The 12,034-nt window shown below is 58.8% G+C and carries 16 protein-coding genes; 9 read left to right on the forward strand and 7 right to left on the reverse strand.

What is annotated here, in order from left to right; genetic code table 11:
- Positions 1-56: 56 nt before the first annotated feature.
- From murA to mlaF, 7 genes are all read right to left on the reverse strand, one after another.
- On the reverse strand, positions 57-1,316 hold the full coding sequence (gene murA, locus N6G83_RS19440; RefSeq protein WP_004937068.1) for a UDP-N-acetylglucosamine 1-carboxyvinyltransferase: 1,260 nt from the start codon (positions 1,314-1,316) through the stop codon (positions 57-59).
- Positions 1,317-1,371: 55 nt separating this feature from the next.
- Positions 1,372-1,626, reverse strand: a complete 255-nt coding sequence (gene ibaG / locus N6G83_RS19445; protein ID WP_025304370.1) for a BolA family iron metabolism protein IbaG — start codon at positions 1,624-1,626, stop codon at positions 1,372-1,374.
- Between the two features lie 140 nt (positions 1,627-1,766).
- The gene (gene mlaB / locus N6G83_RS19450; protein WP_025304371.1) at positions 1,767-2,069 is read right to left on the reverse strand and encodes a lipid asymmetry maintenance protein MlaB; all 303 of its coding nucleotides are present in this window, start codon (positions 2,067-2,069) and stop codon (positions 1,767-1,769) included.
- Positions 2,069-2,698 (reverse strand): phospholipid-binding protein MlaC, encoded by a 630-nt coding sequence (mlaC, locus tag N6G83_RS19455; protein WP_025304372.1) that lies wholly within the window; start codon positions 2,696-2,698, stop codon positions 2,069-2,071. Before mlaC ends, mlaB begins: the two co-directional genes overlap by 1 nt.
- A 14-nt stretch (positions 2,699-2,712) precedes the next feature.
- A complete protein-coding gene (gene mlaD / locus N6G83_RS19460) occupies positions 2,713-3,261 on the reverse strand; it encodes an outer membrane lipid asymmetry maintenance protein MlaD (protein WP_025304373.1) in 549 nt (182 codons plus the stop codon).
- A gap of 4 nt (positions 3,262-3,265) precedes the next feature.
- Positions 3,266-4,048: a lipid asymmetry maintenance ABC transporter permease subunit MlaE gene (gene mlaE, locus N6G83_RS19465; protein WP_004937059.1), complete on the reverse strand. Its 783-nt coding sequence runs from the start codon at positions 4,046-4,048 to the stop codon at positions 3,266-3,268.
- Positions 4,049-4,052: 4 nt separating this feature from the next.
- Positions 4,053-4,868: a phospholipid ABC transporter ATP-binding protein MlaF gene (gene mlaF, locus N6G83_RS19470; protein ID WP_043141965.1), complete on the reverse strand. Its 816-nt coding sequence runs from the start codon at positions 4,866-4,868 to the stop codon at positions 4,053-4,055.
- A gap of 303 nt (positions 4,869-5,171) precedes the next feature.
- Between mlaF and N6G83_RS19475 the strand changes: the two genes are divergently transcribed.
- From N6G83_RS19475 to ptsN, 9 genes are all read left to right on the forward strand, one after another.
- The gene (locus N6G83_RS19475; RefSeq protein ID WP_260515731.1) at positions 5,172-6,149 is read left to right on the forward strand and encodes a calcium/sodium antiporter; all 978 of its coding nucleotides are present in this window, start codon (positions 5,172-5,174) and stop codon (positions 6,147-6,149) included.
- 16 nt (positions 6,150-6,165) lie between these two features.
- The gene (gene kdsD / locus N6G83_RS19480; RefSeq protein ID WP_025304376.1) at positions 6,166-7,152 is read left to right on the forward strand and encodes an arabinose-5-phosphate isomerase KdsD; all 987 of its coding nucleotides are present in this window, start codon (positions 6,166-6,168) and stop codon (positions 7,150-7,152) included.
- Positions 7,153-7,169: 17 nt separating this feature from the next.
- On the forward strand, positions 7,170-7,724 hold the full coding sequence (gene kdsC, locus N6G83_RS19485) for a 3-deoxy-manno-octulosonate-8-phosphatase KdsC (RefSeq protein ID WP_021505108.1): 555 nt from the start codon (positions 7,170-7,172) through the stop codon (positions 7,722-7,724).
- Entirely contained in the window at positions 7,721-8,299 is a 579-nt protein-coding gene (lptC, locus tag N6G83_RS19490) for an LPS export ABC transporter periplasmic protein LptC (protein WP_004937047.1), read from the forward strand. The genes kdsC and lptC overlap by 4 nt, the downstream gene beginning before the upstream one ends.
- Positions 8,268-8,807 carry a lipopolysaccharide ABC transporter substrate-binding protein LptA gene (gene lptA / locus N6G83_RS19495; protein ID WP_025304377.1) on the forward strand — a complete coding sequence of 180 codons (540 nt, stop codon included), beginning with the start codon at positions 8,268-8,270 and terminating at the stop codon, positions 8,805-8,807. Before lptC ends, lptA begins: the two co-directional genes overlap by 32 nt.
- Before the next feature lie 6 nt (positions 8,808-8,813).
- Positions 8,814-9,539: an LPS export ABC transporter ATP-binding protein gene (gene lptB, locus N6G83_RS19500; RefSeq protein ID WP_004937040.1), complete on the forward strand. Its 726-nt coding sequence runs from the start codon at positions 8,814-8,816 to the stop codon at positions 9,537-9,539.
- Between the two features lie 52 nt (positions 9,540-9,591).
- Positions 9,592-11,025: an RNA polymerase factor sigma-54 gene (gene rpoN / locus N6G83_RS19505; RefSeq protein WP_043141961.1), complete on the forward strand. Its 1,434-nt coding sequence runs from the start codon at positions 9,592-9,594 to the stop codon at positions 11,023-11,025.
- A 23-nt stretch (positions 11,026-11,048) separates the two neighbouring features.
- Positions 11,049-11,336 (forward strand): ribosome hibernation promoting factor, encoded by a 288-nt coding sequence (gene hpf / locus N6G83_RS19510; protein ID WP_004937038.1) that lies wholly within the window; start codon positions 11,049-11,051, stop codon positions 11,334-11,336.
- Between the two features lie 155 nt (positions 11,337-11,491).
- On the forward strand, positions 11,492-11,953 hold the full coding sequence (ptsN, locus tag N6G83_RS19515) for a PTS IIA-like nitrogen regulatory protein PtsN (protein ID WP_016930212.1): 462 nt from the start codon (positions 11,492-11,494) through the stop codon (positions 11,951-11,953).
- The last annotated feature ends 81 nt before the right edge of the window (positions 11,954-12,034 follow it).

Genomic DNA, 12,034 nt, shown 5'->3' on the forward strand with positions numbered 1-12,034 from the left:
GATAGCCGGCCCTTTGATTTTCATCCTGCCGACGCAGCCGCGCCGGCGCTAATGCCTTACTCGCCTTTCACACGCTCGATGTTCGCACCCAGCGCGCGCAGCTTGTCTTCAATACGCTCATAGCCGCGATCGATGTGATAGATGCGATCGACGACGGTCACGCCGTCGGCGATACAGCCGGCGATCACCAGGCTAGCGGAAGCGCGCAGATCGGTCGCCATCACCTGAGCGCCGGACAGCTGCTCAACGCCATGGCAGATCACGGTATTGCTCTCGATTTCCGCGTGTGCGCCCATGCGGATCAATTCCGGCACGTGCATGAAGCGGTTTTCGAAGATGGTCTCGGTGATAACGCCGGTGCCTTCCGCCACCAGGTTCAACAGGCTGAACTGGGCCTGCATGTCGGTCGGGAAGCCCGGGTGCGGCGCGGTGCGCACGGTGACCGCTTTCGGGCGTTTACCGTGCATGTCCAGGCTGATCCAGTCTTCACCCACTTCGATATCGGCACCGGCTTCGCGCAGCTTGGCCAGCACCGCATCCAGCGTATCCGGGCGGGTGTTGCGGCACATCACTTTGCCACCGGAAACCGCGGCGGCGATCAGGAAGGTCCCGGTCTCGATGCGGTCAGGCAGCACGCGATACACGCCGCCGCCCAGACGCTCGACGCCTTCGATGGTGATCTTGTCGCTACCGGCGCCGCTGATCTTCGCGCCCAGCGTATTGAGGAAGTTGGCGGTATCGACAATTTCCGGCTCACGTGCGGCGTTCTCGATAACGGTGGTGCCGGTCGCCAGAGTCGCGGCGCTCATGATGGTTACGGTCGCGCCCACGCTCACCTTATCCATGACGATGTGCGCGCCCTTCAGACGGCCCTCGACGGACGCCTTAACGTATCCTTCTTCCAGCTTGATCTCGGCACCCAGTTGCTCCAGGCCGGTGATGTGCAGATCGACCGGACGCGCGCCGATCGCGCAGCCCCCCGGCAGGGAAACCTGACCGCGGCCGAAGCGCGCCACCAGCGGCCCCAGCGCCCAGATGGAAGCGCGCATGGTTTTCACCAGATCGTAAGGGGCGCAGAACTCGTTCACGCCGCTGGCGTCCACGAAGACCGAACCGTTACGCTCAATCTTGGTACCCAACTGGTTGAGTAGTTTAATGGTGGTGTCGATGTCCTTCAGCTTCGGGACATTCTGCAGCTCGACCGGCTCTTCCGCCAACAGGGCGGCGAACAGGATCGGCAGGGCGGCGTTTTTGGCCCCGGAAATAGACACTTCACCGCTCAGGCGGGTCCGACCCTGCACACGAAATTTATCCATCTGACTACTCTCTGTTATCTAATCTGAAGCTGCCCGCCCAGCAGGGCAAACAGCCTTAAAATCCGTTGAGTTTGCGGTCTCGCTGCCACTCTTCAGGGGTGTACGCCTTGATAGACAAGGCATGAATGCGGTTGTCAGCAATGTATTCCATCAGCGGTGCGTAAACCGTCTGCTGTTTTTTGACGCGGCTCATGCCGGCGAACAGTTCACCGACCACGATCGCTTGAAAATGGCTGCCGTCGCCCGTCACATGTGCTTCATCCAGTGCCAATGCCTGCATCAGCACGTCTTTAATCTCGTTGGTTTCCATAGTATCCAGTTCTGCCGCTAAAGGATCATAAACAGCCTAGTATCTTAGTGGAATACGATGTTTTCTTAAACTAAAGAAAAAGCCCCTGCATAACAGGGGCTTTGTATCGTTTTACCACGCAATGGCGGCGTAAAACGCCGCTAACCGACGGTATCGACAGGCATTATCGCCTGCAGGTTGTAGAGCGCGATCAGCGTTTTCAGGCGCTCGGTGGCGCCGAAAATTTTCAGCGCGACGCCGCGTTGGCGCTGCTCTTCCTGCAGATGCAGCAACAGCGCCAGCCCGGCGGAGTCCACGCGCTGCAGTTGCGCCACGTCGATCGCGGTTTTATCCGCCATCAGCGCGTCGCGCTGCCGCCACAGCGGCTGCAGCGTTTCCCGATCCAGTTCACCGCGCAGGATCAGCGTCTGCTGCTCTGATTCGAAGCTGAGCGCTGCCGACATCAGTTTTTCTTGTCCAGCGTGATAGGCTGCGCGGCGGCGGCCTGCAGCTGTTTGGTCAGGCCGTCGATGCCCTGAGTACGCAGCGTAGACGCCCACTCGTTCTGCTTGGTAGTGATCATGCTGACGCCTTCGGCGATCATGTCATACGCCTGCCAGTAGCCGGTTTTGCTGTTCTTGCGCCATTGGAAATCCAGACGCACCGGCGGACGGCCGCCGTTGTCGATGATGGTGACGCGAATAGCCACGATGTCGGCATTGCCCAGCGGTTGTTCAGGCGCGATCTGGTAAGTCTGGCCGTGATACATCGCCAGCGCCTGGCCGTAAGCCTGCTCCAGGTAAGCCTGGAAGGCGGTGAAGTAAGCTTCGCGCTGCGCAGGCGTTGCCTCTTTGTAGTAACGCCCCAGCACCAGCGCGCCGGCGTATTTCACCTGCACGAACGGCATCAGTTCCTGATGCACGATGGCACGCAGGTAGTTCGGGTCCTGCTTGATCTTCGGCTGTTCGTTCTTCAAACGGCTGAAAGTCTTCTGCGCCGCGTCTTGCATCATGCTGTAAGGATTGGTTTGGTCGGCTGCGCTCGCCAGCGGTGCAACCACCAGCAGAGCCACCATCAGTAAACGTTTAAACATGCAGGTATCCTCTCTTAATGATTTGGAACAGCGGGTTGCGGTGCGGCGCCGGCAGCCGGCTCAGCGGCCGCGTCTCCCGATTTGGCGCTGTCCTGACCGCCGCTTTTATACAGGAACTGGCCGATCAGGTCTTCCAGAACCATGGCTGATTTGGTGTCCTGAATGGTACCCCCGTCTTTCAGGATGGTGGTACCCATCTCAGGATCTTCAAAGCCCACGTTAAGCGCCAGGTATTGCTCGCCCAGCAGGCCGGAGGTGCGGATCGCCAGCGAGCTGGTATCTGGGATTTGGTCGTACTTTTTCTGGATATCCAGCGCCACGCGCGGCGTGTAGGTTTTCGAATCGAGTTCGATGTCAGCCACGCGGCCGATCACCACGCCGCCAATCTTCACCGGCGAACGCGGTTTCAGGCCGCCGATGTTGTCGAACGTTGCGTAAATGCGGTAGGTCGGCTCGCTGCCGATCGATTTAAGGTTCGCCACCTGCAGGCAGATAAACACGATGGCGCACAGCGCGATCAGCATAAATGCCCCAACCCAGATTTCACTCTTCTTCGTTTGCATCGAATCAATTCCCAAACATCAGTGCTGTCAGCACGAAATCCAATCCCAACACCGCCAGTGACGAATGCACCACGGTACGCGTCGTCGCCCGGCTAATCCCTTCAGAGGTAGGCACGGCGTCGTACCCGTTGAAAATGGCAATCCAGGTTACGGTAATGGCGAATACCACACTCTTGATCAGGCAGTTGAGCAGATCTTTTTTCCACTCTACGGCGCCCTGCATCGCCGACCAGAAGAAGCCGCTGTCGATGCCTTTCCAGTCCACGCCGACCACCGAGCCGCCCCAAATGCCGATCGCCACGAAAATGATGGTCAACAGCGGCATGCTGATCAGCCCCGCCCAGAAGCGCGGCGCCACGATGCGCCGCAGCGGATCGACCGCCATCATTTCCAGGCTGGAGATCTGCTCCGTCGCCTTCATCAGGCCGATTTCCGCCGTGAGCGCGGAACCGGCGCGGCCGGCGAACAGCAGCGCCGTGACCACCGGCCCCAGTTCGCGCAGCAGCGACAGCGCCACCATCATGCCGAGGCTGGCCTCGGCGCTGTAGGTGGTGAGCACGATATAGCCCTGCAGGCCCAGCACCATGCCGATAAACAGCCCGGAAACCATGATGATCAGCAGCGACTGCACGCCGACGCTGTAGAGCTGTTTCAACAACAGCGGCCACTGCTTGCCGGGTTCCGGCCGGCCAATCAACGCGTTGAACAGCATCAACCCGGCGCGGCCGAAGCTGGCGCTGGTGTTGATGCCACTGCGCCCCAACGACGCTAACGCTCTTAATAACATGAGCTTATTTACTCCCTAAGCCTAGCAGTTCGGCCTGATAATCCCCGGCCGGATAGCGGAACGGCACCGGCCCATCCGCTATACCATCCAGGAACTGGCGCACGCGCGCATCAGGATTGTTCTGCAATTGCTGCGTGGTGCCTTCAGCGATCACCCGGTGATCGGCCACGATGTAAGCGTAGTCAGCGATGCTCAGCACCTCCGGTACGTCGTGCGACACCACGATGCAGGTAATGCCCAGCGCATGGTTCAGCTCGTCGATCAGCTTGACCAGCACCCCCATGGTGATCGGATCCTGGCCAACGAAAGGTTCGTCGAACATGATCATTTCCGGGTCCAGCGCGATCGCACGCGCCAACGCCGCCCGGCGCGCCATACCGCCGGAAAGCTCATTGGGCATCAGCTGAGCCGCGCCGCGCAGCCCCACGGCTTCCAGCTTCATCAGCACCGTGCTGCGCAACAAAGGCTCCGGCAGGTTGCTGTGCTCGCGCAGCGGGTAAGCCACGTTTTCGAATACGGTCAAATCGGTAAACAGCGCGCCCGACTGGAACAGCATGCTCATCTTTTTGCGCGCGTCGTATAACTGACGGCGGGACAACGCGGGAATGTTGTCGCCGTCGAACCAAATCTCCCCGCTGTCCGGCGCCAGCTGGCCGCCTATCAGGCGCAGCAGCGTGGTTTTGCCGATGCCCGATGGCCCCATGATCGCCGTGACCTTACCGCGAGGCACCGTCAGGTTGATGTCTTCAAATATCCGTCGGTCGCCGCGCGAGAAGCTCATGTCGCGCACTTCGACCAAATTATCTGCCTTTTGGAGCATGTTAATGGACCCTTTACGACTCATCTTTTGCTGAATCTACCCGTGATGTTAAAGCAATGGGCGCAATCCGTCTCATCTTTACAAAAACTTACTGCCATTTCGCAACCAATGGTGCCATTGGTTTTACTTTTCCGCGCCACCCGGTCAAAATTGGCGCCATAACGAAAAAAAACGAAACTGTTCAACAATTAGCCGGGAAAAACCGTTGCTGCGGCTCAAACGCGCGCAACGGAGGGCAAGCAATACCGCCGCATTGACGGCTTTAACCAACGAACCGGGATAATACCCGACAAAGGACCCTGCATGTTTCTCGCGATAGCATTATTAATCGTTGGTTTATTTCTACTGGTGTATGGTGCAGACCGCTTAGTTTATGGTGCTGCCGTGATTTCCCGCTCGCTCGGCGTACCGCCGTTGATCATCGGCATGACTATCGTCGGCATCGGCACGTCGCTGCCGGAGCTGATCGTGTCCACCACCGCCGCGTTGAACGGGCAGATAGATATGGCCGTTGGCAACGTATTAGGGTCCAACATCACCAACATCTTATTGATCCTGGGGGTGGCGGCGCTGATTCACCCGCTGGCCGCGCGCTCCGAGATACTGCGGCGCGAACTGCCGCTGATGTTAGCGGTCACAGTATTGTGCGGTTTCGTGTTGATGGACGGTACCCTGAGCAGGCTGGACGGCGTGCTGCTGCTGACCGCCGCCGCCGGCTTCATCTTGTTGATGCTGAAAATCGCGCGGCTGGCGCAGCGCGAGGGCAGTGACAGCCTGACCATGGAGCAGATCGCCGAACTGCCGCAGGACAGCAGCAATACCGTGGCGGTGCTGTGGCTGGTGCTGGCGTTTATCATTCTGCCGCTCTCTTCCAGAATGGTGGTCGATAATGCGACGGTGATTGCACACTATTTCGGCCTGAGCGAACTGGTGGTCGGTTTGACCATTATCGCCATCGGCACCAGCCTGCCCGAACTGGCCACCTCCATCGCCGGGGCGCTGAAGGGCGAGGATGATATGGCGATTGGGAATATCATCGGCTCCAATATTTTCAACACGGTGATCGTGCTGGGCGTACCCGCCCTGCTGTCGCCGGGCAGCGTGGATGCCGCCGCCTTCCAGCGCGATTACTGGATGATGCTGGCGGCCAGCGTGCTGCTGAGCGTGCTGTGCATCGGCCGCAAACATCGCATCGGCCACCTGGCGGGCGCGCTGTTATTATGCGGCTTTATTGCGTATCTTGCGGTGCTGTTCTTTAACCCTTTCAGTACTTTCGGCTAAACCGACGGGAATGAGTATGTCGAACATTGAGTTGCAACCGGGCTTCGATTTTCAACAGGCCGGCAAAGAAGTGCTTCAGATAGAGCGTGAAGGGCTGGCTCAGCTCGACAGCTACATCAACGCAGACTTCACTCGCGCCTGCGAAACGATCGCCGCCTGCGGCGGCAAAGTGGTGGTGATGGGCATGGGCAAATCCGGCCATATCGGCTGCAAGATCGCCGCGACCTTCGCCAGCACCGGCACCCCCTCATTCTTCGTTCACCCGGCGGAAGCCAGCCATGGCGATTTGGGCATGGTCACCCCGCAGGACATCGTGCTCGCCATCTCCAACTCTGGCGAGTCCAGTGAGATCCTGGCGCTGATCCCGGTGTTGAAACGCCAACAGATCACCCTCATCTGCATGACCAACAATCCGGAAAGTTCGATGGGCAAAGCAGCGGATATCCACCTGTGCATCAAGGTGCCGCAGGAGGCCTGCCCGCTGGGGCTGGCGCCGACCACCAGCACCACCGCCACGCTGGTGATGGGCGATGCGCTGGCCGTCGCGCTGCTGAAGGCGCGCGGTTTCACGCCGGAAGATTTCGCGCTGTCGCATCCTGGCGGCGCACTCGGCCGCAAACTGCTGCTGCGGGTTAGCGATATCATGCACAGCGGCGACGAAATGCCCCACGTCAGCGCCGACGCCTCGTTGCGCGACGCGCTGCTGGAAATCACCCGCAAAAATCTGGGCCTGACGGTTGTCTGCGACGACCTGATGAAAATCGCCGGCATCTTCACCGACGGCGACCTGCGCCGGGTGTTCGACATGGGCATCAACCTGCACGAGGCGAAGATCGCCGATGTCATGACGCCGGGCGGCGTGCGGGTGCGCCCCAACATCCTGGCGGTCGATGCATTGAACCTGATGCAACAACGCCACATCACCGCGCTGCTGGTTGCCGATGGCGACCAACTGCTGGGTGTGGTACATATGCATGACATGCTGCGCGCCGGCGTCGTTTAATTAAGGAATAGAACGGAATGGGTATGGTAGAAACCTGCTACGGGCCGGTAGAACAAGAGGTTATGGCGCGTGCCGGTAACATCCGCCTGTTGATTTGCGACGTTGACGGCGTGCTGTCGGACGGCCTGATCTTCATGGGCAACAACGGTGAAGAACTGAAGGCGTTCAACGTACGCGACGGCTACGGCATCCGCTGCTTGAAAACCTCGGACATCGAGGTGGCGATCATTACCGGACGCTCCGCCAAGCTGCTGGAAGACCGTGCGCAAACGCTCGGTATCACCCATCTGTATCAGGGGCAATCCGATAAGCTTTTGGCCTTCCGTGAACTGTTGGATAAACTGTCGTTAACGGCGGATCAGGTCGCCTATATCGGCGATGACCTGATCGACTGGCCGGTGATGGCGCAGGTCGGCCTGGCGGTCGCGGTGGCGGACGCCCACCCGCTGCTGACGCCGCGCGCCCACTACGTCACCCGCATTGCCGGCGGCCGCGGTGCGGTACGCGAACTGTGCGACATCATTCTTTTGGCTCAAAATAAGCTGGAGGACGCCAAAGGGCTGTCGATATGAGTAAAACCAAACTGTGGATCACCATCCTGTTGACGGTGATCGTTCTGGCGCTGATCGGCTGGAACATGACGGACTTCAGCGACGACACGGCCCCAGGCCCGGTCAACGATCAGGATCCGACTTACCAGAGCCAGCACACGGTCACCGTGGTGTACAACCCAGCCGGCAAGCTGAATTATAAACTGGTGGCGGAAGACGCGAAGTATTACACCGCCGGCGAGCTGAGCTGGTTCACCCAGCCGGTGATGACGCTGTTCGATGAGAATGCGGTGGCCACCTGGTCAGTTCGCGCCGATCGCGCCAAACTGACTAAAGACCGGATGCTGTATCTGTATGGTCACGTCGAGGTGAACAGCCTGACCACCACCTCGCAGCTGGAAAAAATTAAGACGGACAACGCTCAGGTAAACCTGGTCACCCAGGACGTCACCTCCGATGACGAAGTCACGCTTTACGGGACCAATTTTACCTCTAACGGCATGAAAATGCGTGGGAACCTGCGGACCAAAACCGCTGAGCTGATTGATAAGGTTAAGACCAACTATGAAATTCAGAACCAAAAACCAACTCCGTAACCTGTTGCTCGGCAGCTTAGTTTTGGCCGCCAGCGCCCCCGCTCTGGCGCTGAAATCCGACTCCAGCCAGCCGGTCAGCATCGACTCGCTCAAGCAGTCGTTGGACATGCAAAGCAACGTCAGCACCTTCACTGACAACGTGGTGATCAAACAGGGCACCATCGATATTCGCGCCGACAAGGTGGTCGTCACCCGCCCGGGCGGAGATCAGAATAAGACCTATATTGAAGCGTTCGGCAACCCGGTAACCTTCTACCAGATGCAGGACAGCGGCAAGCCGGTCAAAGGCCACGCGCAAAAAGTGCGCTACGACGTGGCGACCCAGCTGGTGACCCTGACGGGCAACGCCTATCTGGAGCAGCTCGACAGCAACGTGAAAGGCGATCGCATCACCTATCTGGTGCAACAGCAGCAAATGCAGGCGTTTAGCGACAAAGGCAAACGCGTGACAACGGTTCTGGTACCGTCGCAGTTGCAAGACAAAAACGGGCAAAAAAAGAGTAACTAATCACTTATGGCAACACTCATCGCAGAAAACCTGGCGAAAGCCTACAAGGGCCGTAAAGTTGTCGAAGACGTCAGCCTGAAAGTGAAATCCGGCGAGATCGTCGGCCTGCTCGGGCCGAACGGCGCCGGTAAAACCACCACCTTCTACATGGTGGTCGGCATCGTGCCGCGCGACGCCGGGCGCATCGTGATCGACGAAGAAGACATCAGCCTGCTGCCGCTGCACGCCCGCGCGCGCCGCGGCATCGGCTATCTGCCGCAGGAAGCGTCGATCTTCCGCCGCCTGAGCGTGTACGACAACCTGATGGCGGTGCTGGAGATCCGTCCCGATCTCACCAGCGAACAGCGCGAAGACCGCGCCAAAGAGCTGATGGAAGAGTTCCATATCTCCCATCTGCGCGACAGCCTCGGCCAGGCGCTGTCCGGCGGCGAACGCCGCCGCGTCGAAATCGCCCGCGCGCTGGCGGCCAACCCGAAATTCATTCTGCTGGACGAACCCTTTGCCGGGGTGGATCCGATTTCCGTTATCGATATCAAGAAAATCATCGAGCACCTGCGTGACAGCGGCCTGGGCGTGCTGATCACCGACCACAACGTGCGCGAGACGCTGGACGTGTGTGAACGCGCCTACATCGTCAGCCAGGGCAAACTGATTGCCCACGGCACGCCGGATGCTATTCTGGCCGACGAGCAGGTTAAACGCGTTTATCTGGGCGAAGAGTTCCGCCTCTAAGCGCCGGCGCGCCCTGTGGGGCGACACCGTTAACGGAAGTAGACAGAAAACTATGAAGCAAGGTTTGCAACTCAGGCTCAGCCAACAGCTGGCCATGACACCTCAGCTCCAGCAGGCGATCCGCCTGCTGCAGTTGTCCACGCTTGAGCTTCAGCAAGAGATCCAGCTGGCGCTGGAGAGCAATCCGCTGCTTGAACAGACCGATCTGCACGACGAAATCGACGCCAAAGAAACCCAGGAGACCGAGGGGCTCGATACCCGCGAGGCGCTGGAACAGAAAGACATGCCGGAAGAGCTGCCGCTGGACGCCACCTGGGATGAGATCTACACCGCCGGCACACCGTCCGGCACCGGCACCGACTACAGCGACGACGAGCTGCCGGTCTATCAGGGCGAAACCACCCAAACGCTGCAGGATTATCTGATGTGGCAGGTGGATCTGACGCCGTTTTCCGATACCGATGCCGCCATCGCCACTTCCATCGTCGACGCGGTGGATGACACCGGCTATCTCACCGTCCCGCTGGAAGACATTCTGGAAAGCCTGGGCGACGAGAACGTGACCCTCGAGGAAGTCGAGGCGGTGCTGAAGCGCGTGCAGCGTTTTGATCCGATCGGCGTCGCCGCGCGCGATCTGCGCGATTGCCTGCTGGTGCAGCTCTCCCAATACGCCAAAGATACGCCTTATCTGGCCGAAGCGCGGCTGATCATCAGCGAGCATCTGGATCTGTTGGCCAACCACGACTTTCGCAGCCTGATGCGATCAACCCGGCTAAAAGAAGATACACTGAAAGAAGCGATGCTGCTGATTCAGTCGCTCGATCCGCGCCCGGGGCAGTCGATCAATACCGGCGAATCGGAATATGTGATTCCGGACGTGCTGGTACGCAAGACGCAGAACAAATGGACGGTCGAGCTCAACGGCGACAGCGTGCCGCGTTTGAAGATCAATCAGCAGTACGCCGCGCTGGGCAACAGCGCCCGCAGCGAAGCCGACGGCCAGTTTATCCGCAGCAACCTGCAGGAAGCCAAGTGGTTGATTAAAAGCCTGGAGAGCCGCAACGAAACGCTGCTGAAGGTCACCCGCTGCATCGTCAGCCAGCAGCAGGCGTTCTTCGAGCAAGGCGAAGAGTTTATGAAACCCATGGTGCTGGCGGATATCGCCCAGGCCGTGGAGATGCATGAATCGACGATCTCGCGCGTTACCACGCAGAAGTTTCTGCACAGCCCGCGCGGCATTTTCGAATTGAAATATTTCTTCTCCAGCCACGTGAATACCGACAGCGGCGGCGAAGCCTCCTCGACGGCGATCCGCGCGTTGGTGAAGAAATTGATTGCGGCGGAAAACCCCGCCAAACCACTCAGCGACAGCAAGCTGGCCACCCTGCTCGCCGATCAGGGGATCATCGTGGCCCGGCGCACCGTCGCCAAGTACCGAGAGTCTTTGTCCATCCCGCCGTCGAACCAGCGTAAACAGTTGGTTTGACCTCTATTGAGAAGGAAGACACTATGCAGCTCAACATTACCGGACACCACATCGAAATCACCGATCCGTTGCGCGAGTTCGTGAACAACAAGTTCGCCAAACTCGAACAGTATTTTGATCGCATCAATCAGGTGTATGTTGTATTAAGTGTGGAAAAAGTGCAGCAAATTGCGGAAGCAACGGTGCACGTGAATGGAGGCGAGTTGCACGCCACCTCGGAAGACGAGAATATGTATGCCGCAATTGATACGCTGATCGATAAATTGGCACGTCAATTGAACAAACATAAAGACAAATTGAAGCAACACTGACACCCTAACCCATTCCGTGAGGTTGCCTCCGTCGCCGCCTCGTCCTTCGGCGCGTGACCCGCATGGGTGACGCGCCGAACGGTAATCAGGGTTAAAACCGACGAAAAACCGCCTTGCCGGGTGCGCCCGGCGGCGCGGTTTTAAGTGAAGATGAGATGAACAACGAATATATGCAATTAAGCTCGGTGTTAAACATCGAGTGCACCAAAAGCTCGGTACACTGCACCAGCAAGAAGCGGGCTTTGGAAATTATCAGCGAACTGGCCGCCAAACAGCTCAATCTGCCTTCGCAGGTGGTGTTTGACGCGGTTCTCACCCGGGAACGCATGGGCAGCACCGGTATCGGCAACGGTATCGCCATTCCCCACGGCAAACTGGAAGAGGACACACTGCGGGCCGTTGGCGTGTTTATCCGTCTCGACCAACCCATCGCTTTCGACGCTATCGACAACCAGCCGGTCGACCTGCTGTTCGCGCTGCTGGTGCCTGCCGATCAGTGCAAAACCCATTTGCATACCCTGTCGCTGGTCGCCAAACGCCTGGCCGACAAAACCGTATGCCGCCGCCTGCGCGCCGCGCAAAGCGACGAAGAACTTTACCAAATCATCACCGAGTGATACCCGGTCGGCGTGACTTCCAGCCCGGATAACGTTACTGTTTCACGATGATGGATCCGGCCTCGGCCGGAATAACAAAGT

This window comes from Serratia sp. PL7 (assembly GCF_945957435.1).

What these genes read in the sequence shown, in the direction of transcription:
- murA (WP_004937068.1), bottom strand. Translation starts at nt 1,316, where the DNA reads ATGGATAAATTTCGTGTGCAGGGTCGGACCCGCCTGAGCGGTGAAGTG.
- ibaG (WP_025304370.1), bottom strand. Translation starts at nt 1,626, where the DNA reads ATGGAAACCAACGAGATTAAAGACGTGCTGATGCAGGCATTGGCACTG.
- mlaB (WP_025304371.1), bottom strand. Translation starts at nt 2,069, where the DNA reads ATGTCGGCAGCGCTCAGCTTCGAATCAGAGCAGCAGACGCTGATCCTG.
- mlaC (WP_025304372.1), bottom strand. Translation starts at nt 2,698, where the DNA reads ATGTTTAAACGTTTACTGATGGTGGCTCTGCTGGTGGTTGCACCGCTG.
- mlaD (WP_025304373.1), bottom strand. Translation starts at nt 3,261, where the DNA reads ATGCAAACGAAGAAGAGTGAAATCTGGGTTGGGGCATTTATGCTGATC.
- mlaE (WP_004937059.1), bottom strand. Translation starts at nt 4,048, where the DNA reads ATGTTATTAAGAGCGTTAGCGTCGTTGGGGCGCAGTGGCATCAACACC.
- mlaF (WP_043141965.1), bottom strand. Translation starts at nt 4,868, where the DNA reads ATGCTCCAAAAGGCAGATAATTTGGTCGAAGTGCGCGACATGAGCTTC.
- N6G83_RS19475 (WP_260515731.1), top strand. Translation starts at nt 5,172, where the DNA reads ATGTTTCTCGCGATAGCATTATTAATCGTTGGTTTATTTCTACTGGTG.
- kdsD (WP_025304376.1), top strand. Translation starts at nt 6,166, where the DNA reads ATGTCGAACATTGAGTTGCAACCGGGCTTCGATTTTCAACAGGCCGGC.
- kdsC (WP_021505108.1), top strand. Translation starts at nt 7,170, where the DNA reads ATGGGTATGGTAGAAACCTGCTACGGGCCGGTAGAACAAGAGGTTATG.
- lptC (WP_004937047.1), top strand. Translation starts at nt 7,721, where the DNA reads ATGAGTAAAACCAAACTGTGGATCACCATCCTGTTGACGGTGATCGTT.
- lptA (WP_025304377.1), top strand. Translation starts at nt 8,268, where the DNA reads ATGAAATTCAGAACCAAAAACCAACTCCGTAACCTGTTGCTCGGCAGC.
- lptB (WP_004937040.1), top strand. Translation starts at nt 8,814, where the DNA reads ATGGCAACACTCATCGCAGAAAACCTGGCGAAAGCCTACAAGGGCCGT.
- rpoN (WP_043141961.1), top strand. Translation starts at nt 9,592, where the DNA reads ATGAAGCAAGGTTTGCAACTCAGGCTCAGCCAACAGCTGGCCATGACA.
- hpf (WP_004937038.1), top strand. Translation starts at nt 11,049, where the DNA reads ATGCAGCTCAACATTACCGGACACCACATCGAAATCACCGATCCGTTG.
- ptsN (WP_016930212.1), top strand. Translation starts at nt 11,492, where the DNA reads ATGAACAACGAATATATGCAATTAAGCTCGGTGTTAAACATCGAGTGC.